At 59.6% G+C, this 19,569-nt stretch carries 21 protein-coding genes and 1 tRNA gene; 12 read left to right on the forward strand and 10 right to left on the reverse strand.

Translation table 11 applies throughout. The features are described 5' to 3' along the window. The first annotated feature begins 87 nt into the window (after nucleotides 1-87). Nucleotides 88-930 (forward strand): oxidoreductase, encoded by an 843-nt coding sequence (locus PY649_RS09420; protein ID WP_285868032.1) that lies wholly within the window; start codon nucleotides 88-90, stop codon nucleotides 928-930. A gap of 64 nt (nucleotides 931-994) precedes the next feature. On the opposite strand, the gene argB is transcribed toward PY649_RS09420, so the two are convergent. Then, the gene (gene argB, locus PY649_RS09425; RefSeq protein ID WP_285868033.1) at nucleotides 995-1,882 is read right to left on the reverse strand and encodes an acetylglutamate kinase; all 888 of its coding nucleotides are present in this window, start codon (nucleotides 1,880-1,882) and stop codon (nucleotides 995-997) included. A gap of 182 nt (nucleotides 1,883-2,064) precedes the next feature. On the opposite strand from argB, the gene PY649_RS09430 reads away from it, so the two are divergent. The 3 genes from PY649_RS09430 to PY649_RS09440 all read left to right on the forward strand — a co-directional run bounded on the left by PY649_RS09430 (nucleotide 2,065) and on the right by PY649_RS09440 (nucleotide 3,977). Beyond that, complete coding sequence (locus tag PY649_RS09430; RefSeq protein ID WP_285868174.1) at nucleotides 2,065-2,604, forward strand: sigma-70 family RNA polymerase sigma factor; 540 nt, start codon at nucleotides 2,065-2,067, stop codon at nucleotides 2,602-2,604. After that, nucleotides 2,601-3,311: an anti-sigma factor gene (locus PY649_RS09435; RefSeq protein WP_285868034.1), complete on the forward strand. Its 711-nt coding sequence runs from the start codon at nucleotides 2,601-2,603 to the stop codon at nucleotides 3,309-3,311. Before PY649_RS09430 ends, PY649_RS09435 begins: the two co-directional genes overlap by 4 nt. Nucleotides 3,312-3,419: 108 nt before the next feature. Further along, a complete protein-coding gene (locus tag PY649_RS09440; RefSeq protein ID WP_285868035.1) occupies nucleotides 3,420-3,977 on the forward strand; it encodes a fasciclin domain-containing protein in 558 nt (185 codons plus the stop codon). 63 nt (nucleotides 3,978-4,040) lie between these two features. On the opposite strand, the gene yihA is transcribed toward PY649_RS09440, so the two are convergent. Both yihA and PY649_RS09450 read right to left on the reverse strand, forming a co-directional pair. After that, nucleotides 4,041-4,700 carry a ribosome biogenesis GTP-binding protein YihA/YsxC gene (gene yihA / locus PY649_RS09445; RefSeq protein WP_285868036.1) on the reverse strand — a complete coding sequence of 220 codons (660 nt, stop codon included), beginning with the start codon at nucleotides 4,698-4,700 and terminating at the stop codon, nucleotides 4,041-4,043. Nucleotides 4,701-4,936: 236 nt separating this feature from the next. Beyond that, complete coding sequence (locus PY649_RS09450) at nucleotides 4,937-5,449, reverse strand: DUF6428 family protein (protein WP_285868037.1); 513 nt, start codon at nucleotides 5,447-5,449, stop codon at nucleotides 4,937-4,939. A gap of 42 nt (nucleotides 5,450-5,491) precedes the next feature. Between PY649_RS09450 and PY649_RS09455 the strand changes: the two genes are divergently transcribed. From PY649_RS09455 to arsK, 4 genes are read left to right on the forward strand one after another with little or no spacing between them, the layout of a single operon-like run. Further along, the gene (locus tag PY649_RS09455) at nucleotides 5,492-5,845 is read left to right on the forward strand and encodes an ArsR/SmtB family transcription factor (protein ID WP_285868038.1); all 354 of its coding nucleotides are present in this window, start codon (nucleotides 5,492-5,494) and stop codon (nucleotides 5,843-5,845) included. A gap of 19 nt (nucleotides 5,846-5,864) precedes the next feature. Then, nucleotides 5,865-6,566, forward strand: a complete 702-nt coding sequence (locus PY649_RS09460) for an aquaporin (RefSeq protein ID WP_285868039.1) — start codon at nucleotides 5,865-5,867, stop codon at nucleotides 6,564-6,566. Continuing rightward, nucleotides 6,563-6,991 carry an arsenate reductase (glutaredoxin) gene (gene arsC / locus PY649_RS09465; protein ID WP_285868040.1) on the forward strand — a complete coding sequence of 143 codons (429 nt, stop codon included), beginning with the start codon at nucleotides 6,563-6,565 and terminating at the stop codon, nucleotides 6,989-6,991. The genes PY649_RS09460 and arsC overlap by 4 nt, the downstream gene beginning before the upstream one ends. Beyond that, nucleotides 6,984-8,156 carry an arsenite efflux MFS transporter ArsK gene (gene arsK, locus PY649_RS09470; RefSeq protein WP_285868041.1) on the forward strand — a complete coding sequence of 391 codons (1,173 nt, stop codon included), beginning with the start codon at nucleotides 6,984-6,986 and terminating at the stop codon, nucleotides 8,154-8,156. The genes arsC and arsK overlap by 8 nt, the downstream gene beginning before the upstream one ends. A 106-nt stretch (nucleotides 8,157-8,262) precedes the next feature. Here arsK and yidC read toward each other — a convergent pair whose 3' ends face one another. The 3 genes from yidC to rpmH are packed head-to-tail and all read right to left on the reverse strand — an operon-like array spanning nucleotide 8,263 to nucleotide 10,606. After that, complete coding sequence (gene yidC / locus PY649_RS09475; protein ID WP_285868042.1) at nucleotides 8,263-10,062, reverse strand: membrane protein insertase YidC; 1,800 nt, start codon at nucleotides 10,060-10,062, stop codon at nucleotides 8,263-8,265. Further along, nucleotides 10,062-10,451 (reverse strand): ribonuclease P protein component, encoded by a 390-nt coding sequence (gene rnpA, locus PY649_RS09480; protein ID WP_285868175.1) that lies wholly within the window; start codon nucleotides 10,449-10,451, stop codon nucleotides 10,062-10,064. Before rnpA ends, yidC begins: the two co-directional genes overlap by 1 nt. Before the next feature lie 20 nt (nucleotides 10,452-10,471). Then, nucleotides 10,472-10,606, reverse strand: coding sequence for a 50S ribosomal protein L34 (gene rpmH / locus PY649_RS09485; protein WP_283056961.1), 135 nt, complete (start codon nucleotides 10,604-10,606; stop codon nucleotides 10,472-10,474). Nucleotides 10,607-11,041: 435 nt separating this feature from the next. On the opposite strand from rpmH, the gene PY649_RS09490 reads away from it, so the two are divergent. From PY649_RS09490 to PY649_RS09500, 3 genes are all read left to right on the forward strand, one after another. Beyond that, nucleotides 11,042-13,039, forward strand: coding sequence for a methyl-accepting chemotaxis protein (locus PY649_RS09490; RefSeq protein WP_285868044.1), 1,998 nt, complete (start codon nucleotides 11,042-11,044; stop codon nucleotides 13,037-13,039). 167 nt (nucleotides 13,040-13,206) lie between these two features. Then, a complete protein-coding gene (locus tag PY649_RS09495) occupies nucleotides 13,207-14,727 on the forward strand; it encodes a sensor histidine kinase (protein WP_285868045.1) in 1,521 nt (506 codons plus the stop codon). A gap of 125 nt (nucleotides 14,728-14,852) precedes the next feature. After that, nucleotides 14,853-14,929: transfer RNA gene (locus PY649_RS09500), tRNA-Arg, on the forward strand. Nucleotides 14,930-15,045: 116 nt separating this feature from the next. Here PY649_RS09500 and PY649_RS09505 read toward each other — a convergent pair. From PY649_RS09505 to PY649_RS09515, 3 genes are all read right to left on the reverse strand, one after another. After that, nucleotides 15,046-15,597: a hypothetical protein gene (locus PY649_RS09505; RefSeq protein ID WP_285868046.1), complete on the reverse strand. Its 552-nt coding sequence runs from the start codon at nucleotides 15,595-15,597 to the stop codon at nucleotides 15,046-15,048. Nucleotides 15,598-16,202: 605 nt separating this feature from the next. Further along, on the reverse strand, nucleotides 16,203-17,105 hold the full coding sequence (locus tag PY649_RS09510; protein ID WP_285868047.1) for a GNAT family N-acetyltransferase: 903 nt from the start codon (nucleotides 17,103-17,105) through the stop codon (nucleotides 16,203-16,205). 128 nt (nucleotides 17,106-17,233) lie between these two features. Continuing rightward, nucleotides 17,234-18,046, reverse strand: coding sequence for a class I SAM-dependent methyltransferase (locus tag PY649_RS09515; protein WP_285868048.1), 813 nt, complete (start codon nucleotides 18,044-18,046; stop codon nucleotides 17,234-17,236). Nucleotides 18,047-18,304: 258 nt separating this feature from the next. Here PY649_RS09515 and PY649_RS09525 point away from each other — a divergent pair, with 258 nt between their 5' ends. After that, on the forward strand, nucleotides 18,305-18,565 hold the full coding sequence (locus PY649_RS09525; protein ID WP_285868181.1) for a hypothetical protein: 261 nt from the start codon (nucleotides 18,305-18,307) through the stop codon (nucleotides 18,563-18,565). 96 nt (nucleotides 18,566-18,661) lie between these two features. Here PY649_RS09525 and PY649_RS09530 read toward each other — a convergent pair whose 3' ends face one another. Further along, entirely contained in the window at nucleotides 18,662-19,423 is a 762-nt protein-coding gene (locus PY649_RS09530) for a hypothetical protein (RefSeq protein ID WP_285868049.1), read from the reverse strand. Between the last annotated feature and the right edge of the window lie 146 nt (nucleotides 19,424-19,569).

Below are 19,569 nucleotides of genomic sequence, written 5' to 3' on the forward strand. Positions count from 1 at the left end.
TTGGACTGTCAGTCCTGCCGCATCCACATAGGCAGCAAGCGGCCGCTTGACCGAGCGTCGAGCCCGCTGACAGCAAGGAGCTTCCCCATGAATTCGAAAGACAGCAAACTTTTCTTGATCACCGGCGTCAGTTCCGGCTTCGGTCGCGCCTTCGCCGAGGCCGCCCTTGCCGAAGGACACCGTGTTGTCGGCACGGTCCGCATTGCTTCCGGCCAAGAGCAGTTCGATGCCATGGCGCCGGGCCGCGCCAAGGCGGTCCTTCTGGATGTGACCGATTTTGCCGCCATCGAGCCTGCCGTTGCGCGCATCGAAGCGGTCCTTGGCCCAATCGACGTGTTGATCAACAATGCCGGCTATGGTCACGAAGGCACATTGGAGGAGTCGCCGTTCGACGAGATGCGCCGCCAATTCGATGTCAACGTCTTCGGTGCCGTGGCGATGACCAAGGCAGTGCTGCCCTTCATGCGCCGCCGCCGCGCCGGCCACATCATCAACATCACGTCGATGGGCGGTTTCATCACCATGCCCGGCATCGCCTATTACTGCGGCAGCAAATTCGCCCTCGAAGGCATCAGCGAAGTATTGGCAAAGGAAGTGAAGGATTTCGGCATCAAGGTCACAGCCGTTGCGCCGGGCTCATTCCGCACCGACTGGGCCGGTCGCTCCATGGTTCGCACCGGCCGCAGCATTGCCGACTATGACGCGCTGTTCGACCCCATCCGCAAGGCACGGGAAGAAAAGAGCGGCAACCAGGCCGGCGACCCCCGTAAGGCTGCTGCGGCCATATTGGCGTTGGTGGCGTCAGACGAGCCGCCGGTCCATCTCTTGCTCGGAACGGACGCCCTGAATCTGGTGCGTGGAAAAATCGCAGCGCTCGGCGAGGAGATCACCGCTTGGGAAAGCCTCACGCGTTCGACCGATTTCGGTTGAACGCGCAATTGCCGACAAATGAGAGAACCGCGCCCTTTCCCGGCTTGGAGAGGGCGTGTTTTTCTTAAGGGACGATCAGCGTGCCGGCGCCGTGTTCGGTGAAGATTTCGAGCAGCACGGAATGCGCGGTCTTGCCGTTGAGGATGACCACGCCCTGGACACCGGCCCTGATGGCATCGATGCAGGTCTCGACCTTCGGGATCATGCCGCCGGAAATCGTGCCGTCCGCGATCAGCGCGTGCGCCTGGGCAACGGAGAGTTCCTTGATCAACTGGCCCTGCTTGTCGAGCACGCCCGGAACGTCGGTGAGGAAGAGCAGGCGAGTGGCGCTGAGTGCGCCGGCGATAGCGCCGGCGAAGGTGTCGGCATTGATATTATAGGTGGCGCCATCGCGGCCGGGAGCGACCGGAGCGATGACCGGGATCATTTCCGACTTTGCCAGAAGGTCGAGCAGCGTACGGTCGACCTCTACCACTTCACCGACGAAACCGAGATCGAGCACGCGCTCGATGTTGGAATCCGGGTCCTTGATGGTCTTATGCGCCTTTTCGGCGAAGACCATGTTACCGTCCTTGCCACAAAGGCCGATCGCCCATTCGCCGGTCTGGTTGATCAGCGCGACGATTTCCTTGTTGATCGAGCCGGCAAGCACCATTTCGACGATCTCGACGGTCTTGGCGTCGGTCACGCGCAGGCCGCCTTCGAATTTCGATTCGATGCCCATCTTCGTCAGCATGGAGCCGATCTGCGGCCCGCCGCCATGGACAACGATCGGGTTGACGCCGGACTGCTTCAATAGAGCGATATCGGCCGCAAACGCCCTGCCAAGCTCGGCATTGCCCATCGCATGGCCACCGTATTTCACCACGATGGTCTTGTTTTCATAACGCTGCATGTAGGGCAGGGCCTGAGCCAGCAGGCTGGCTTGGAGTTCGCTTTGGGATTCGGACATGGGGCACCCCGTGGAATTGTTCGCGGCCTTTTATCGCAAGTTTTTGACGGAGGGAATAATGATGACTGGATTAGTTTTTCCTGCGTCACATCGCCTCCGCCATGTTTCGTCCATTGAGTGAACTTGCCGTCGGACGCTTTTCCCTTAAGTTAACCATAGGAAAGCCGCGATCGGGGGATCGGATGGCGAGTGAGGAGATAGAGGCGCTCATCGGCAGGGTCGCGATGCGTGACCAGAAAGCCTTTGGAACGCTCTACAAAAAGACCAGTCCGAAACTCTATGCCGTCTGCCTGCGTATCCTCGGCAACAGAACGGATGCTGAGGAAATTTTGCAGGAAGTCTACGTGAAAATCTGGCAGCGGGCCGAGCGTTTTATCGCCTCGGAGGGGCCGGCCATGCCATGGTTGACGACAATTGCGCGCAATCAATCGATCGACGCCATTCGCGCCCGAAAACCTGTCGCCGACGAAATTGATACGGCCTATGATCTTGCCGATACCGAACCAGGCCCCGAAGAGCAGGCGATGGTGAAGGGTGAGGGAAGGCGGATTGACAGGTGCATGGAAGAGTTGGAAGCTGATCGAGCTCAGGCTGTTCGCAGCGCTTATGTCGAGGGCCTGAGCTACCAGGAACTCGCCGAGCAATATGCGGTGCCTTTGAATACCATGCGTACCTGGCTGCGCCGAAGCCTGATTAGACTGAGAGAGTGCATGGACCGATGAGTACGCCCGATCAAAGCAAGGGAGGCCGCTCCCGCGATGAAGTCCTAGCTGGTGAATATGTGCTCGGCGTGCTGTCATTGGAGGATCGGCAGAAGGTGGAGCGGCGCATGCGCAGCGATCGACAGTTCGCCGCCATTGTCAGCCGTTGGGAGCAGAATCTTTCGGGATTCAACGATGATTATGATGCAGTCGCGCCGGCCGCCTCGGTTTTCCCCAAGATCGAGCGGCGCATTTTCGGAGAAGCCGCTTTCGGCGCCAATCTCTGGAATTCGCTGCTGCTCTGGCGTTCGGTTGCCTTCGGTTCATTGTTTCTTGCGGCCGGCGTTCTGGTCTTCACCATCACGAACAATACTTCGCGACCGTCGCCGGGCAAGCAGCTCACGGCTTCGCTGGCCGGGCAAAACAGCGCCATCAATTTGTTGGCTGACTATGACGTTGCCAGTGGGCGACTGAAGGTTACGCCGGTCGCGGCCGGCCAGCCCCAGGAAAAGTCATTGGAACTCTGGCTGATCCGTGGCAGTGAACCGGCCGAGGCGCTCGGCGTCTTGCCGCAGACCGGCGAGGGCGAGATCGTCCTGCCGCCGGAGGTTCATGGCAAGCTGACGGAAGGCGCCATCATCGCCGTCAGCGCCGAACCCTTCGGTGGTTCGCCGACCGGCAAGCCCACCGGCGATGTCATAGCCTCCGGCACGATCCATCAGCCCTGAAGACACCTTGCCTTCGAAAAAGAACCGAGACTGAAACTCTTCTTCCCGCAGCGCCGTACCTTGCTCTGACCCCGCCTGAGCGGGGTAAGAGAGGAAGAGGATAAGCCTATGATCAAGACTGTGATCCGCATTGCTGCGGTGGCCGTAGCGCTTTCGGCCGCGACCGGCATCGCTTATGCGAAGAACCCGACCGTTGGCGGCGCGCCGATGTTTGCCAACAAGAACATCATCGAAAATGCCGTAAATTCGAAGGACCACACGACGCTGGTCGCCGCCGTCAAGGCGGCCGGCCTCGTCGATACACTGGAGGGGAAAGGCCCCTTCACCGTCTTCGCGCCCACCAACGAAGCCTTCAAGAAGCTGCCGCCCGGCACCGTCGAGACGCTGCTGAAGCCGGAGAACAAGGCGACACTGGCGAAGATACTGACCTGCCACGTCGTCGCCGGCGATGACATGGCCGCCGCCATCAAGAAGATGTCGATGGGCAATGGCGGCGAATACGATCTGAAGACGGTCGGCGGCTGCACGATCAAGGCCACGGAGATGGGCGGCAAGCTGACGCTGACCGACGAGGCAGGCGGCACCGCCCACATCACCATTGCCGACGTAAAACAGTCGAACGGCGTGATCCACGTCGTAGACAAGGTGTTATTGCCGAAAATGTAACGAACATTGGCAAGATGGCCGCCGTCCTTGGGCGCAGGGACGGGGGCCCTTTGTCTGCGATTTTTAGGCGGCGATGCCCACCGTCAGGCCGATCGCCTGACGCAGTTCGTCAAGGCCCTCGCTCTTTTCGGAGGAGGTGGCGAGAATGCCAGGATAGGCGGCGGGGCGCTTACGGATCTTTTCAGCCGTATCGGCCATCAGCTTCGGCAGGCCCGCCGGCTTGATCTTGTCGGTCTTGGTCAGCACGATCTGGTAGGAAACAGCCGCCTTGTCGAGCAGCGACAGAACCTCGTCGTCGTTTTTCTTGATGCCATGACGGCTGTCGATCAGCACATAGACGCGCTTCAGCGTCGACCTGCCGCGCAGATAGTCGAAAACCAGTTTCGTCCAGGCATCCACCTGCTCCTTCGGCGCCTCGGCATAGCCGTAGCCGGGCATGTCCACCAAAGCCATCGGCGGCAGGTCGGCACCCTCGCCGGAAAAGCCGTCGGGAACGAAGTAGTTGAGTTCCTGCGTGCGGCCCGGCGTATTCGAGGTGCGCGCCAAACCCTTCTGGCCGACCAGGGCATTGATGAGCGACGATTTGCCGACATTCGAGCGTCCGGCGAAAGCCACTTCCAGCGGCCCTTCCGGTGGCAGGAATTTCATCGCGGGCACGCCGCGGATGAATATCCACGGACGCCCGAAAAGCGGCTTTTCGTCTTTTATCGTCTGTTCTGCCATGCGCTCGCGGTCTTCCGGTTCAATTGGCTGACTGGATTCGGGGTTTTACCCGCGAAAGTCAAGTTTTGATCCGCGTGCGGCTCAGTCTTCCGAGCTTCCTATTCCACCGTTGGCTCAATGCGGGCTTGGCGTAGGAAGTTGCGCTCCGCTCACCCCGGCCTATCACTTCCCTCAGGAATTAGTGCGCAAACGCCAACCCTATGTTGACCGCTGCCAGCCCCGCGGTCACGCAGTGGCTAACCGCAGCACTTGGCAGTATTCGCTGATCCGCAGCAGGCCACTGCTTGCGCTTGCTCCGCCAGCCAGCGGTCACGCGGCTTGCAGCTAGCCGCGCGGGGAAAGAGTTCGACATAAACTGCACCATCGGTGACTAAAGGCGTTGATGCGCAGTAGAGCTGCATTGGCTGCACCCCGTCGCTTACTTCGAAGGTCAGCTTGGCGGAACCGTCGAGCTGCACATGCTCGGAAACTTTACGGATGATGGCAGCGAACTTTCCGGCTGGCATGTGCGTGCGGTCGCACTCTTCGATGTCCCAGAGCTGGACGAAAATTTCCGCCCACGCTTCTGGGTTGGCTCCGCAATCCAGCGCCGAAAACTGCCCGGTCTTAACTTCGGTGACGTGATAGCCCGGCTTTACCAACCGAGTGTCGTAGCGAAATGCCAGAGGCAGGGTAGGTGATGCGGCCAAGGCCTCAAGCAGAACACCGAGGCTGATATCTGAAGATAGGGTCTTGTCGATCGCATTCATCCGAGGTACTCCTTGTTTCAACATTTCAAGGATTATTGAAATATGGATGAACGTCAAGCCCTGGCCTCGTTCGGCGCTCTTTCTCAAGAAACACGCCTTCAGATCGTCCGCATGCTCGTTGTCGCCGGGCCCGACGGCATGGCAGCAGGAACGATTGCGGAAAAGCTTGAAGTATCGCCCTCGAATATTTCCTTCCATCTGAAAGAGCTGGACCGCGCAGGTCTTGTCAGCCAGCAGCGTGAAGCCCGTTCGATCATCTACACCGCCAATTTCGATGCCTTGGGCGGTCTCGTGAGGTTTTTGATGGAAGACTGCTGCGCTGGCCATCCAGAAGTCTGTGCGCCGGCGGCGAAGGCTGCCGCCTGCTGCGCTCCTGGGGCGGAAAAAAATCAATGACGATCCGGGACCCTCGCTGATGAATTCCTTTCCGCTCTCACGGCGCCTCGTTGCGGAGGCCCTTGGCACTGCCGTACTGGTCGCGACGGTGGTCGGTTCAGGCATCATGGCGAGCAAGCTGACGAGCGATACGGCGGTCGCACTTCTCGCCAACACGCTGGCAACCGGCGCGATCCTGGTTGTGCTGATCACCATTCTCGGGCCGATTTCCGGCGCACACTTCAATCCCGTCGTATCGCTGGTCTTCGCTCTACGCCGCAAACTAAATGCGACGTCGGCTCTAGCCTATATCGTCGTCCAGATTGTCGGCGGTACTGCCGGGACGATTCTCGTGCATGCCATGTTCGAATTGTCGTTGTTGCAGACTTCGACAACCATTCGCAGTGGCGGCGCGCAATGGCTGGCCGAAGTGACGGCCACCTTCGGCCTCGTTTTTGTCATTCTCGCAGGCCTGCGGTTTCGATCCGAAGCCGTGGCGTGGCTTGTCGGTCTCTACATCACTGCTGCGTACTGGTTCACTGCCTCCACCTCATTTGCCAATCCGGCCGTCGCCATTGCTCGCGCGCTGACGAATACCTTTGCAGGCATCCGCCCGATCGACCTTCCCGGGTTTATCATCGCGGAAATCCTGGGTGGATTGCTGGCGGTGCTGCTTGTGAGCTGGCTTCTGACGGACGCCCACAACGCTCAAACTCTCACCGAAACGGAACCCGCCCCATGACCACTGACGTTACTATTTACCACAATCCCGACTGCGGCACTTCTCGCAACACGCTAGCGATGATCCGCAACGCAGGCGTCGAGCCGACGATCATCGAATATCTGAAAAATCCGCCGACCCGCGATGAGCTGGTCAAGATGATTTCGGATGCAGGCTTGAGCGTCCGCGAGGCCATCCGCGAGAAGGGCACGCCATACGCCGAGCTCGGTCTCGATAGTCCGGACCTGACCGACGCACAGTTGCTCGATGCCATGCTGAAGGATCCGATTCTAATCAATCGCCCGTTCGTCATAACGTCCATGGGCACACGTCTTGCCCGCCCTTCAGAAGTCGTTTTGGACATCCTGCCCGACACGTACAAGGGCCCCTTTACCAAGGAAGACGGCGAGCAGGTTCTCGACGCTGAAGGCAAGCGCCTTGTCTGAACGCGTGCCGATTCCTGCGGTGGTTGCGCTCGGCGTGACACAGATAATCGGTTACGGCACCCTCTACTACAGCTTCAGCATTCTTGCGCCAGACATGGCCGCGCAGCTTGCGTGGTCAAGCGAATGGGTCTTCGGTGCGCTGTCGGTCGCGCTTCTGGTAGGCGGACTCACGGCTCCGTGGCTGGGTATGCTGTTCGATAGGGTCGGCGCCGCCCGGGTGATGACGATCGGCTCGTTCGTAGCGGCTGCCGCACTGGCCGCCTGCGCCTTTGCGCCGAACAAGACAGTCTATGTCGCCGCACTCATCGCGGTCGAGGTTTCGGCCAATCTGGTCCAGTATGGCGCGGCCTTCGCATTGCTCGTACAAATCCGGCCACTGGTCGCTTCCCGAAGCATCACTTATCTGACGCTGATCGCAGGGTTTGCCTCGACGATCTTTTGGCCAATCACTACGGTGCTGCATGCTCACCTTACGTGGCAACACGTCTATCTGGTATTCGCACTGCTCAACCTTACTATTTGCCTTCCAATCCATTGGTGGCTGTCCTGTCAAGGAACCACCCACAGTGCGAAGGCGTCGACGGCGGTTCCGCGCGTCGAAGGGATATTATCACCTGCTCGCCGGCGCCTTGGCTTCGCCATCATGGTCACGGGTTTTTCGTTGATGTCGCTCGTCAGTTCGGCCGTTTTGGTGCATCTGGTGCCGCTGCTGTCAGGCCTTGGGCTTGGCGCAACCGCCACCCTTGTTGGGGCGCTATTTGGTCCGTCACAGGTTAGCAGCCGCCTGATCAACATGGTATTCGGCAAGAACCTGCCGGCACTCCATCTGGCCCTGATCGCGGCGGCACTGATTCCGAGCGGTGTCCTGGTGCTTCTCCTTTCGGCTCCATCCATACCGGGTGCCATGATCTTCGCCATGATCTTCGGGATGGGTAACGGCCTCCTGAGCATCGTCGCCGGGACCCTGCCTCTGCATCTCTTCGGGAGCGAGGGTTACGGGAAGCTACAAGGGAAGATGATCGCGGCGCGGTTGGTCCTCTCCGCCCTTGCACCGTTCGTGCTTGCCTTCGCGATGGAGAATATCGGTATCACATTGTCCCTTGGCATCACGGCTGCTCTGGGTGGTCTTTCCATCATTGCTTTAGCTTCGATTGCAACGCTGTGATGACCGCTATTGGGGAGTGCTACACGCCTCTTCGATGCGGGCAGTTCCCATTGGCCGCACTTGCTGCCGAATAAAGAAAAGCCCCGCCGGAGCGAGGCTTTTATCGTCATTTCGATGGCGCCGGTTTTCGTTTGAAGAGGCCCTTCAGATTGTCGAAGAGCTCCACCTTCACGCCGTGGCGCTTCATGATGATGGACTGCTGGATGACCGACAGCGTGTTGTTCCAGGCCCAGTAGATCACGAGACCCGCCGGGAAGCTGGAGAGCATGAACATGAACACCAGCGGCATCCAGTTGAAGATCATCGCCTGGGTCGGGTCCGGCGGCGTCGGGTTCATGCGCATCTGCAGGAACATGGTCACGCCCATGATCAACGGCCAGACGCCGAGATGCAGGACGGCCGGAGCCGTAAACGGCAGCAGACCGAAGAGATTGACGATCGAGGTCGGATCGGGAGCGGAAAGGTCCTGGATCCAGCCGAAGAACGGCGCATGGCGCATCTCGATGGTGATGTAGATCACCTTGTAGAGCGAGAAGAAGATCGGGATCTGCAGGAGCACCGGCCAGCAGCCGGCGATCGGGTTGATCTTCTCTTCCTTGTAGAGCTGCATCGTCGCCTGCTGCAGGCCCATGCGGTCGTCGCCGAACTTGGCCTTCAGCTCTTCCATCTTCGGCTGCATGCGCTTCATGTTCGCCATCGAGGCGTATTGCTTGCTGGCGAGCGGGAAGAACAGCGCCTTGACGAAGATCGTGGTGCAGAGAATGGCGACGCCGAAATTGCCGAAGAAGCGGAAGAAGAAGTCCATCAGCTGGAACATCGGCTGCGTCAGGAACCAGAACCAGCCCCAATCGATCAGGCGGTTGAAGAGCGGGATCGAGTAGGTCCGCTCGTAGCCGTTGATGACAGGAACTTCCTTGGCGCCGGCGAAGACGAGGGTCTTGATCTCGGTCGATTGGCCGGGCGCGATGGTGACGGGGGTGTTCTTGAAGTCAGCCTGGAAACGCGCCTGGCCATCGGTGAAATGCGAGAAGTTGGAATCGAACGGCACCGTCTGTGGCGGCACCATGGCGGCCGCCCAGTATTTGTCGGTGATGCCGAGCCAGCCGCCGGTCGCTTGCTCGTTCCTGACGTTTTCCTTTTCGACGGCGGCGTACTTGCTTTCCGAAATGCCGCTATGCGCGCCGAAAACGCCGAGGAAGCCCTCGTGCAGCACATAGGTGCTGGGCGTCAGCGGCTTGTTGTAGCGGGTGACGCGACCGTAGTTCGACAGTGACACCGGTGCCTGGCCGGCATTGGCGACCTTGTCGGTGATCGTGAACATATAGCGGTCGTCGAGCGAAATCGTCCGCGTGAAGGTAAGGCCCTTCTCGTTGGTGTAGCTCAGCGTCACCGGGGTCTTGTCGGTCAGCTTGTCGCCGCTCGCGAGCTTCCAGATCGTCGAGGGACCGGGAACCGTACCGGTGGCGTCGTTGCCGACATAGCCGAGTTCCGTGAAGTAACCGTCTTTCGTGTTGGCCGGGCTGAACAGCGTGATGATCGGGCTGCTCTTGTCGACGGTCTCGCGGTATTCCTTGAGTCTGAGGTCGTCGAGGCGAGCACCTTCCAAGTTGATGGAGCCTACGAGTGCCGGGGTGTCGATCGTCACACGGGGCGTCTCGGCAAGCGCCTGATCGCGATTGACAGGCGTCGGCGCCGTCTGGCCATTCGCCGGCGGCGCGCCGGTCACGGCTCCGCCTGCGGCCGGGGTCTGGGTCGTCTGAGCCTGCTGCGTCTGCTGCTGCAGCTTTGCGGCCTGTTCGGCCTTGCGCTGCGCATCGAGGCGCGGATTCATATAGAAAAACTGCCAGGCGAGGACAATCAGCACAGACAGGGCAATTGCTATGAAGTAATTGCGGTTGTTTTCCATCATACTTTCCTGGAGCGGTCCGTTTCCGGCCGCCGGTGTTTCGGCCTGGCTTCGATGCGGCCGACGAGTTCGCTCGCCAGTTTTTCGAAGGGTGCGGTCAGCACATCGCGCCGCGCGACAACCACATAGTCGTGTCCGGGCTGCATTGCAAATCCCGCATGACGCCGCACCGCTTCTTTCAGCCTGCGCCGCATACGGTTGCGTTCCACCGCGTTGCCATGTTTTTTGGTGACGGTAAAGCCAACGCGGGGTTCGGCGTCGGGGAGCTTGCGGTCCAGCACTTCGATAAGGAAGAGACTTCCCCTGCGCTTTTCGCCTTCGCGGACTGCAAGAAACTGCGGCCGGCTTTTCAGCCGCCCGACAGTCTTTTTGGGTCGTTCGCCCGCCATCTTATCGGGCATTCCGGCTCTTAGGCCGAAAGACGCTTGCGACCGCGGTTACGGCGAGCGGCAAGAACCGCGCGACCGCCCTTGGTGGCCATGCGCGCACGGAAACCGTGACGACGCTTGCGGACAAGCTTGGATGGTTGATAGGTACGCTTCATTTATTTAAACACCGCGGAGTGCGGCCCTTCTTGAGCTTTGCTTTAAAAGCAAGGAGCGTTGTTGATTATGGCGAACGGACTTGGCCCGCAAAGGCAGGCTCCATGGCCGGACGTGCGCGGGCTTATAAGGATCAAGCCCCCGGAAGTCAATTATGCCCGCCAAAGATTCCTGGAACCCGGCGTCCCTCACCGATATGAGCTCCGGTCTGCCGATGCGTCCCGGCGATGCCCGTCTCGGGCAGCACGACAAATTATAAATATTCAGAATTAATAATATTAGATAAGACTATTGTTCGCGGCCGTCAGACTAGCGAAAGTGCTTCTGAATTTATATTCGAAATAGCGCAAGATAGCATTAATAATTTTAGTCGATATTTAAGGATATGCCGGGAAACCCTGGCTTTCTGAGGTCTTCGGTTGCTAGAGGGCACACCCTTGAAAATTCGTGGTAAAATTAATCTGCTCGTGTCCGTGATGGCCGGTGCAGCGCTTTTGATCGGCGCAACCGCTCTTTATGCGGTCAATCAATATGACCGGCAGCTTCAGGCCTATGAGCTGGCAGCGAACCGCGCCTATATGGGCGAGCATCTGAACCGCTACGTGACCGCGGTCGTGATGGAATCGCGCGGCATCTATGCGTCCGCTTCCGCCAAGGATGCCAAGAGCTTCGCCGATGGGTTGATGAGTGACCTCGACGAAATCGACAAGGTGCTGGCCGCCTGGTCGCCATCTGTCCCCGACGTGCAGAAAGCCGAATTCGCAAAATTGCAGGACCGCGCAAGGGATTTCCGCACGTTCCGGACCGAGACCGCCCGCCTTGGTGTGACCGAGGGTCCGGATGCCGCCAACAAACAAGGCAACAACGACGCCAACCGCGCCAACCGCAAGGCCTTCCAGGCTGAGATCGATGCTGTCGTCCAGGCCGACAAGGCAGCACTTGCCGCCGTCAATGCCGATATCACGGCTTTTCGCCAAACGATCATGTGGGCCGTACTCGGCATCATGGTGGCCGGTATCGGTGCCGGCGTCGGCCTCGGCATGTATATCGGGACAGCACATCTGAGCCGGCCGATCCGCAAGGTGACGGAGACGATCAAGCGGGTGGCTGACGGCAACTTCGATATCGAGGTTCCCTTTGCTGGACGCGCCGACGAAATCGGCGAGATGGCGGCCGCCGTCGATGTATTCAAGCAGAACGGCAATGCCGTGCGCCGCATGAACGCCGAGGAAACGGCGATGCGCGCCAAGAGCGACGACTTGCAGTCCAGCATGTCGCGCGTCGTTGCCGCCGCCGCTTCCGGCGATTTTAGCCGCCGCATCGACAAGGATTATGGCGACGTCAACCTCAATCGCTTCGCCGGCAACATCAACGAACTGCTTGCGAGCGTGGATACAGGCGTCGGCGAGTTCCGTCGCGTCATTGCCAGCCTTGCGGAGGGCGATCTGACCCAGACCATGCGCGGCGAGTTCCAGGGCGCCTTCGCCGAATTGCAGCAGAACGTCAACGCGACCCTTGCGACTCTCAAGAGCACCATGCGCGAAGTGCGCGAGACGACCGGTTCGATCAATTCCAACACCTATGAGCTGCGCCACGCCAGCGACGATCTGTCGAAGCGCACCGAGCAGCAGGCCGCTGCCCTGGAAGAGACCTCGGCGGCGCTCGATCAGATCACCGCCGTCGTGCAAAGCTCGACCGAGCGCGCGCAGGAGGCAAGCGTCATGGTGACGGAAGCCAAGGAAAACGCGGCTCGCTCCGGCACGGTGGTTCGCAACGCCGTCGACGCCATGGGCCGCATCGAGCAAGCTTCGGGCGAAATCAGCCAGATCATCGGCGTCATCGACGAAATCGCCTTCCAGACCAACCTACTGGCGCTGAATGCCGGGGTCGAGGCGGCCCGTGCGGGCGAGGCGGGCAAGGGCTTTGCCGTCGTCGCTCAGGAAGTGCGCGAACTGGCGCAGCGTTCCGCGACTGCGGCCAAGGACATCAAGGCGCTGATCGGCAAATCCGGCGATCAGGTTCAGGTCGGCGTCAAGCTGGTGCAGGCAACCGGCGAGGCGCTGGCAGCGATCGAAGCGCGGGTGCTGAAGATCAACGATCATATCCATTCGATCGCGACGGCCGCCCGTGAACAATCGACGGGTCTCACCGAGGTCAACAAAGCCGTCAACCAGATGGACGAGGTGACGCAGCGCAACGCCGCCATGGTCGAGGAAACCTCCGCCGCCACCCATCGCCTCTCGGCTGAAGCCGATGGTCTCGTCCGTCTCGTCGCCCGCTTCAAGGTCGACACGGGTGCGGCATCCGCCCCGGCGCCGGCGCGCGCCGAAACGCATCGCCCCGTGGCTTCGCCCGCGCGCCGCATGATCGGCAAGGTCGCCGGCGCCTTTGCGGGCGGCGGTGCTGCCGCTGCGCAGAGTTGGGAGGAATTCTGATCCCTGGGCAGCAGCGGGAAGCGCGTGCAGACGCGCCTTTCCCGCCGCCGGCATGATCCATCCGCCCCATTGTGACAGAAGCGATTGGAAAAACCGTCACAATCTCTTATTATCTACGTTCGATATGTCGTCATCAGATCGCTTTGCAACAAAGCGGGACAGCCGAAATGGATAGTGAGCAAGACAGGAACGTCGGCGAAGGCGGCAAGGCCGAGGCTCGGACGCACCTGCGTTTCTACCGCCCCACCGGGATTTTCGGTGGCCTTTCCGGCAAGCTTCTGATGCTCACCGTCATTTTCATCCTGCTCGCCGAAGTGCTGATCTTCGTTCCTTCCGTTGCCAATATGCGGCTGCGCTGGTTGCAAGACCGGTTGAACACGGCCGCTGCGGCGGCAATCGTCATCGACGGTCTGCAGCCGGTCGAGCTGCCGCGCGCGCTTCAGAAGGAGACGTTGATGGCGACGGGCACGCGCGCCATCGTGTTGCGCAAGGAAGGCACGTCGCGGCTGCTGGCGACCGCCGAGATGCCGGCCTCCGTCGATGAACAATATGATCTGAGCGATGTTTCGCAGCTGACGGCGATCCGCGATGCCCTGGACACGCTGCTGTTCGGGGGCAACCGCATCATCCGCGTCTTCGGCCCGGTCGGCGGCGATGCCAGCACAGGCATCGAGGTGGTGTTGAAGGACACTCGGTTACGCAGCGCCATGCTTGCTTATTCAGCCAGCGTCTTTTTCGTCTCGATCCTGATTTCGCTCTTCACCGCGACCCTGATCTTCTTCGCCATCAATCGCATGATGATTCGCCCGATCCGCCGTCTGACCGACAGCATGCAGGCCTATTCCGATGATCCGGAGGATCCGAACCGTGTCTTGGTGCCGGACGAGGGGCGGGACGAGCTCGCCGTGGCCGGACACCATCTCGCCTCCATGCAGTCGCAACTGCAGAAGACGCTCAAGCAGCAGAAGAATCTTGCCGCTCTCGGTCTCGCCGTGTCGAAGATCAACCACGACATGCGCAACATCCTGTCGGCTGCGCAATTGATGTCCGACCGCCTGGTCGACGTCGATGATCCCATGGTCAAGCGCTTCGCGCCAAAGCTTCTGCGTACCATCGACCGGGCCGTCGGCTATACGACCGAGGTCCTGTCCTTCGGCCAGACTTCCGAATCCGCGCCGCGCCGCCGCCGGATGCATCTGCTCGAGCTCATCGACGAGGTGCGCGATATCCTGGCGATCGATCCCGAAAGCGGCATCGAATTCTTCGCGCAGATGAGCCCCGACCTGGAAGTCGACGCCGACGGCGAACAATTGTTCCGCATCATCCACAATCTCTGCCGCAACGCTCACCAGGCGCTGGTGGCCTTTGCCGAGACCGCGCCCGACAGCATCCGCCGCATCACGGTTTCGGCGCGCCGCATCGGCAGCGTCGTCAGCATCACCGTCGACGATACCGGCCCCGGCATGCCGCAGAAGGCGCGGGAAAACCTCTTCACCGCCTTTCGCGGCTCCGCCCGCTCCGGGGGCACGGGCTTGGGCCTGGCGATCGCCCGCGAACTGGTGCTTGCCCATGGCGGCACCATCGCGCTGGTGGAAAAACCCGCCGCCGGCACCCAGTTCCGCATCGAAATTCCCGACCGTCCGGTCTCGCTCGACGATTACCGCAGCCGCAGCCTCCACGAAAACTGAGAGTTTTCAGCCTCTTCGCGATACTGTTTGCAAAAATCGTGATCTTTTTCACAAATCCACTTGCATTCCCCGGAGGGACCCTTTAGAGAACCGCCCACGCCAACGGTTTCTTCCGTTTCGGCCACGCACCCGTAGCTCAGCTGGATAGAGCACCAGACTACGAATCTGGGGGTCAGGAGTTCGAATCTCTTCGGGTGCGCCATTTCTTTCAGTTATTTGGCTGTTGGGTTGTTGTCTCTTGCATGTGTTGGCGGCGCATAAGCTGCCGCCTCAAATCTTTGAGAGCAAAGGCTAGTCGCCTGTCGTTCAGAGCCAACTTCAGAGGGATTGTTTATTTGCCCCCCGAATCTCGCACAGCTTTTTATAATCGTAGCCCTCGAATGCCCAGACCAAGCCAAGGAAACGGTGATGCCATGGGATATGGATGCGTTGATCGGGCGAGTAGTATTCGGTAGCGCCGATTGCATCGTTATAGGCTTTGGCGTCAAGAGCGCGAAGCGTTGGCGGTTCATCACCTGCAATCCGCGTCATTTTACCGAACCACAATGCGAGCTCCGCCTGTGTGGGATCTATCTTCTCTTCGATGTCTGCCAGAAGATGATAGTAGTCGCGCTGCAGACTTTGGTGGTCACGGGATTTGCCGCCAAAGTCAAATACAAGCTGAGCGGCGCCCACAGCTGCTACTGCGGCCCCAACGGCGCCTTGAGAGACATCAATTCCAAAGCGCTGCAAAAGATTGCTCATAGCCGTTGCCCCTAGAAGAATAACGGCGAAGTTGAACCAGCGATTCCAGCGATCAAATGTAAGTCTTCGGGACGTGTGATACAGCGCATTTCGAAGTACGTTGAATCGGATCTGGTCGCGATCCATCGCTGTGATCACTCCTTGCTTGGCGGAGGCGCCGGAGGGGCAGACGGTGCAGGAGCAGCTGGTTGTCTCGGCCCATGGCCAGCTCCAGGATTTGCCGGTGATTTCAACGGCTGGCGTGGGCCCATGCCTCGCTGTTCCTGCGCGACAGTTGGTTGGCGGATGCCGCTGCTGTTTGCACTGGTCTCATATTCTTTCAAGATCATCTCCGTTTGCCTCGATCGCTTGGCGTTGTTGGTTTTTGAGACCGCATGCCGGGCGATTCAGCGTTGCTCGACTTCCCCAATAAATTGCACATTGAATTCACGCCACGTCAAACGGCGCGAAATTTGGGCGTAGTTTTCATGAGAGTTATCCCCGCGATTATCGGCTGGTCTCGATCGCCGCAGAGCGAATGCTACTTTGTCTCGATATTGGAAATTATCAGCTGGCTTCCGATGCGAAATCATAGTGTTCCGCGCAACGCAGTTCCCGGTTTTATTAGCTCCGGCGCACCCACTGGCAATTCGCTGATTGGGCCATTTGCGCGCAGGAAAGCGGCGCGGTGTAGAACTGCGGCGGATCGGCGGGGGTAATGCTGTGGAATATCGCCACCAGCAAATGACGGATCACATAAAGCCTGGATTTCGCGGCAGATACTGAGTCCAGTCGCCATAGCCAGGCGATGCCATCAACAGCATTGGAAAGGTGATCCGCATGCCTTGCTGGACCGCAAGGCTCAAGGCGCTGTCGCATGTGCCCGGCAGGAACGCCGACACCTTCTCTGCGGAGCGATCTACCGCCAGCTTCAAAGCAGTCGCAAAAGCGTCGCGAAGAAGGTTGGGCCGCTTGACCGCCAGTGGGCCGATGTGCCCGCCGGAGCTGACATAGCTGTAGCCGACACAGTCGCTGCCGGCGCAGAGCAGTACTCCTGTGTTTGCTGCGTCGTCGAGCAAATAGCGGTGATGTTTCGCACGCGAGGCGCCTATGGCGCGGGAGTCGATCTCGACAAGTTTTTCCATGGTCGCGGCGCTGTCGTCGATCGCGATGGTCTCTAGTGGCGGCGCCGGCAAATCCTGCACTACCCGTTCGCGCGCGGCACTGAACGCGTAGATCGGCATCTTGGGAAAGAGGCCATGCCGCATGTAAAGTCCCTGCGAGACGCGATTGAAGGTGAAGGTAATAAGTGCCTTGTGGGCCGCTCCCGATCTCCGGGCGTGCTCCATGGTTCGCCCCAAGAGTTCAGTCCCGATACCCTGGCCCTGTCGGGTGGGGTCGACGAACAACTGGGCGAGGAACCAAGCATCGCCGCAAACCCAGCTCCAGGCAAAGCCGAGAATGTCTCCACCGTCCTCCGCAACCCACAGGCCATCAGGGTCGTCGTTGAGCGAAAACAGCTGAAAGTTGGGAGGGCTTGCGCTCGCCATCTGGCCGAAGCCATGCCGAACGGTAAGGTCGTTGATGGTGGCAACCACCAAGGCATCGGTCGAAGCCAAATCGTCAGCCCGAGCAGGTCTGTAGACAAGCGACATTGGGTAACTCCGGCGAAGGTTTACGGGAGAATGCGAGCCGCAACGCCAATCATACCAGTTCCCACGATCGTGGTCTCGGAGAACGCTGCTACCACTTTCGGTGGAGGCACCGGCCTGCACCGGTAAAATCATAGCTTCCTTGCGGAAAAAATAATCGCCTGCAGAGGCATGCGTGCCGGTTTGTCGCCGAATGCGCGGCGAATCTCCTGCAAGATCGCCTCAAGGACCTGTTGGGGTTCCGCGCCCTGTCGCGAGCGGATCTGTTCCGCAGCAGGATTGCCGTAGACGAGGCCGCGGGCAAAGGCTGCGGTGTCGTAGATTTCCTTTTCCAATCTCAGGACTGAGATCGTGATGTCGGAGAAGCCAGCATCGATGAGCGATTCCTTGATCGGGTCGATTGGGGCGCAGGAAAACGGCACGGTGTAGAACTGTGGCGGATCGGCGGGGAAAAGACGTCCGACGACCTCGTGGGCGATGAGGGAATACGGATTGTAGTCCATCCGGTCCCAGACGCTGAGCAGATAGGCACCGCCGTGGGCAAGGACGCGATACGCTTCGCGATGGGCCTTGTCCTTATCGGGAAAAAACATCAGGCCGAATTGGCATACGACGGCATCGAAGCTGTCGGCTGCAAAAGGCAGTTGCGTCGCGTCGGCGGTTTGGAAATCGATCTGATCGGCGGAGCCGAATTTCTTGCGGGCGATCTCCAGCATCGGTGCGTTGAAATCGGTGGCTGTCAGGGACACGCCGGAGGGCAAGGCATCGCGCAGACGGCGCGTGACGATTCCGGTGCCGGCGGCAATTTCAAGAACCCGCCCGGGCCTGAAAGCGGCCGCGCGCCGTGCGGTTTCGGCCGCATAGTCGGCAAAGATGATCGGCCCCATGCCGGTGTCGTAGTGCTGCGGAATATCACCGACGAAACGAGCCGAATCCGTGTTCATGGGGCACCTCGCGAGGCCACTGGAGAGTGTAGATATCGCTCATGATATAGCTGTCGCGCCTGCTGAGGCAGGCGCTCATGAAGTCGGTGGTGACGACCTTACGCAGTATATTTTAAATGTATGCCGCCGAGACGACCGTAGGGCCGCACTCGATCTGCTTACATCTTACCTCCGCTTTTCTTGCACTGGGCGCGGAACTTGGAGCGTTCTTTGCCATGAAGCCCCTTTGCGTCCGCCTGCGCTGAGCAAGCCTTTGAAATGTCCGTTTGCGCAGTCGTTGTTGCCTTTGGCTTGGCCGTGGTTGCGGGCGTTTTCATGGTGGCCGCCGGCTTGTTTGTGGTCATCGGCGTCGTTGTCGTTGTCGACGGGGTCGTCGTCGTTTGCGCCATGGCGCCGGTGCCGATGAGAGCGATAACCGCAGTAGCTGCGAAAATTGCAACAATTCTCATGGTCATTCCTCCGCTGGGTGTGACGACGCTTGGTGCGTCGTCAGTGACGAAGATTGAACCAATATATTAGCAAAAGCAATCCGCCGCTTTCACCGATGCCACCTGTCGATGAAATTACACGTTTCGGTTAGATTATGCTGCTTTTACACCCCGACCGCTCGTGCCTTTACTTCCAAACGACGCGTAACGGCGCGGTCAGCCTTTTGAAGCCGGAGCGTAGCATGTCGTGCTTGGTCTTAGGTTTCTTGTCGGCAAACATTCCGATGATCGAGGTCTTCAAATTGTCGCGCCATTGGGACTTGCCGGGCGATGTCGGCTTCAGGCCGCAGCGCCGCAGGAGATAGTTCATCTGGTAGACGGAGGCCTGCCGGTCGCAATCGCGCACACAGAAATGAATGCCAAGAGCGATCGAATAGACATCGCCGTTCTTGAAAGCATGTGGCGCTTTCGACGGGTGGTGAACGCCCGTCCCCTGGTTCAGGGCATAGACCGCCGCCTTGCTTTGTTTTTCGATGGTATATTTGGCGGCGTTGAGATCGCCGATGTAGTATTTCTCGATTTCCTTGTCGGGCAAGACGGAACGATCGTTTGCGTCCCATATGTTGGCGGTTCGGTTGCCGTGGATCTGGAACAGAAATGTTGCTTCATGGTCGATGTGATAGGGCGTTACGGCCTCAGGGGAGGCCAGGAATATGTAGGCGTCTTCCCACGTGACTTCGTCCCGCGAGCAACCGGTGTCGGCAAGGATTTCGGTCATGAGCTGATCGAGCAATGCGCGATATTCCGGATCGCGCTGAACGCTGTAGAGCAGCACCCACGATCCTGATTCCGCCAGATTCGAGATCGCTTCGTTGACGCTTTCCACCTTGTCGTGCAGCGGCACGGCCCAGCCGGCGTCTACGGGTGCTCCGCCCGCCTGCCAGCGCACGCTTCTCGTGCTCGTGTCCGCAAGCAAGGATTTCGCAAGTTCAGCAAGGCGCGGAAGCGAGAACAGTCGATGCCCGACCAAGTTGTGACTGAACTGAAATGACCTTTTATTGAAGTCATTTCTGAAAGCATTCGGTCCCACCTCGA

This window comes from Rhizobium mayense (genome assembly GCF_030272705.1).
Taxonomy (GTDB): Bacteria; Pseudomonadota; Alphaproteobacteria; order Rhizobiales; family Rhizobiaceae; genus Rhizobium; species Rhizobium mayense.

Coding starts and splice junctions, on each gene's coding strand:
- PY649_RS09420 (WP_285868032.1), top strand. CDS start 88: ATGAATTCGAAAGACAGCAAACTTTTCTTGATCACCGGCGTCAGTTCC.
- argB (WP_285868033.1), bottom strand. CDS start 1,882: ATGTCCGAATCCCAAAGCGAACTCCAAGCCAGCCTGCTGGCTCAGGCC.
- PY649_RS09430 (WP_285868174.1), top strand. CDS start 2,065: ATGGCGAGTGAGGAGATAGAGGCGCTCATCGGCAGGGTCGCGATGCGT.
- PY649_RS09435 (WP_285868034.1), top strand. CDS start 2,601: ATGAGTACGCCCGATCAAAGCAAGGGAGGCCGCTCCCGCGATGAAGTC.
- PY649_RS09440 (WP_285868035.1), top strand. CDS start 3,420: ATGATCAAGACTGTGATCCGCATTGCTGCGGTGGCCGTAGCGCTTTCG.
- yihA (WP_285868036.1), bottom strand. CDS start 4,700: ATGGCAGAACAGACGATAAAAGACGAAAAGCCGCTTTTCGGGCGTCCG.
- PY649_RS09450 (WP_285868037.1), bottom strand. CDS start 5,449: ATGAATGCGATCGACAAGACCCTATCTTCAGATATCAGCCTCGGTGTT.
- PY649_RS09455 (WP_285868038.1), top strand. CDS start 5,492: ATGGATGAACGTCAAGCCCTGGCCTCGTTCGGCGCTCTTTCTCAAGAA.
- PY649_RS09460 (WP_285868039.1), top strand. CDS start 5,865: ATGAATTCCTTTCCGCTCTCACGGCGCCTCGTTGCGGAGGCCCTTGGC.
- arsC (WP_285868040.1), top strand. CDS start 6,563: ATGACCACTGACGTTACTATTTACCACAATCCCGACTGCGGCACTTCT.
- yidC (WP_285868042.1), bottom strand. CDS start 10,062: ATGGAAAACAACCGCAATTACTTCATAGCAATTGCCCTGTCTGTGCTG.
- rnpA (WP_285868175.1), bottom strand. CDS start 10,451: ATGGCGGGCGAACGACCCAAAAAGACTGTCGGGCGGCTGAAAAGCCGG.
- rpmH (WP_283056961.1), bottom strand. CDS start 10,606: ATGAAGCGTACCTATCAACCATCCAAGCTTGTCCGCAAGCGTCGTCAC.
- PY649_RS09495 (WP_285868045.1), top strand. CDS start 13,207: ATGGATAGTGAGCAAGACAGGAACGTCGGCGAAGGCGGCAAGGCCGAG.
- PY649_RS09505 (WP_285868046.1), bottom strand. CDS start 15,597: ATGGATCGCGACCAGATCCGATTCAACGTACTTCGAAATGCGCTGTAT.
- PY649_RS09510 (WP_285868047.1), bottom strand. CDS start 17,105: ATGTCGCTTGTCTACAGACCTGCTCGGGCTGACGATTTGGCTTCGACC.
- PY649_RS09515 (WP_285868048.1), bottom strand. CDS start 18,046: ATGAACACGGATTCGGCTCGTTTCGTCGGTGATATTCCGCAGCACTAC.
- PY649_RS09525 (WP_285868181.1), top strand. CDS start 18,305: ATGTCCGTTTGCGCAGTCGTTGTTGCCTTTGGCTTGGCCGTGGTTGCG.